Source organism: Streptomyces mayonensis (genome assembly GCF_018982965.1).
GTDB lineage: Bacteria > Actinomycetota > Actinomycetes > Streptomycetales > Streptomycetaceae > Streptomyces > Streptomyces mayonensis.
In genome coordinates, this window is sequence record NZ_JACBYP010000268.1 from 1 (window position 1) to 1,305 (window position 1,305).

1 protein-coding gene is annotated in these 1,305 nt (G+C 67.2%); it reads right to left on the bottom strand.

The window, feature by feature from the left end:
* A partial coding sequence (locus HZS56_RS37785; protein ID WP_253915554.1) for a condensation domain-containing protein occupies positions 1-1,305 on the bottom strand: 1,305 nt, incomplete at both ends.

Sequence of the window (1,305 nt, forward strand, 5' to 3'; positions counted from 1 at the left end):
CACACACCACCGCCACCGCATCCGGGCACTCCCGCACCCGCCCCGCAAACAACCCCGCCAACGTCACCGGCACAGGCACAGGCACAGGCACGCCATCAGCCGCCGACCACCCCAACAACCGCTCCCGCTCACCCCCGCTCAGCACATCAAGCCCACCCACCCGCACCTCGGGCCTGGCGATCACCTCGCCGAACATCCGCACCAACCGCGCCCCGAACAACTCCACCGTGCCCACGTCATACAAATCCGTCGCATACTCGATCAGCCCGGACATGCCGGCAGGGTTGCCGTCCTCGTCGAACGTCTCACCCATGTTGACGGTGAGGTCGAACTGTGAACCGGACACACCCGGGTTCTCGAACTCGGCTCGTATACCAGGGAGTTCAAATGCCAGGTCAGTGCTGTTCTGGAGCGCCAGCATGATCTGGACGAGCGGGTGGTGGCCGGGCGAGCGCTGCGGGTTGAGCCGTTCCACCAGGTATTCGAAGGGGATGTCCTGGTGGCTGTACGCGGCGAGACTCGTCTCACGGATCTGTGTCAGGAGTTCGCCGAACGTGGGATCCGACGTCACGTCGGCGCGTATGACCAGGGTGTTGACGAAGAAGCCGACCAGGTCATCCAGACCCTCGTCGATGCGTCCGGCGATGGGTGAGCCCACCGCGATGTCCCGTCCCGCGCCCAGCCGCGAGAGCAGCGCCGCCAGGCCCGCGTGCAGGACCATGAACAGCGTCGTGTCCGCCGCACGGGCAAGCTCGCGCAACGCGGCATGCATCGAGGCGTCGAGTGCGAAGCTCACGGTGTCGCTGCGATAGGAAGGGTTCGCGGATCGCGGCCGGTCGGTGGGCAGGGAGACGACGTCGGGCAGACCACTCAAGTGATCCGTCCAGTACGCGGCTTGGCGGCGCTGCAGGCTGTCGGGGTCGGTGTCCTCGCCGAGCAGTTCGTGCTGCCAGACGCTGTAGTCGGCGTACTGCACCGGGAGCGGGGACCAATCCGGGCCCTCACCTCCGCGCCGGGCCGCGTACGCGGTGGCGAGATCGGCCGCGAGAGGAGTCATCGACCAGCCGTCGGCGGCTATGTGGTGCATCACGAGCACCAGGACGGCTTCCCTCGGCTTCAAGCTCAACAGCCTCGCCGTCAGCGGGATTTCGCTGTCCAGCTCGAATCCGTGCCGAACACACGCCGCCAGCCGGGAAGCCACCGCGTCCTCCGTCACCGGTTCGACCGGGAGGGTGAGGTGGGTTTCGGTGGGGGTGAGGATGTGCTGGTAGGGCTCGCCGTCGAGGTCGGGGAAGACCGTCCGCA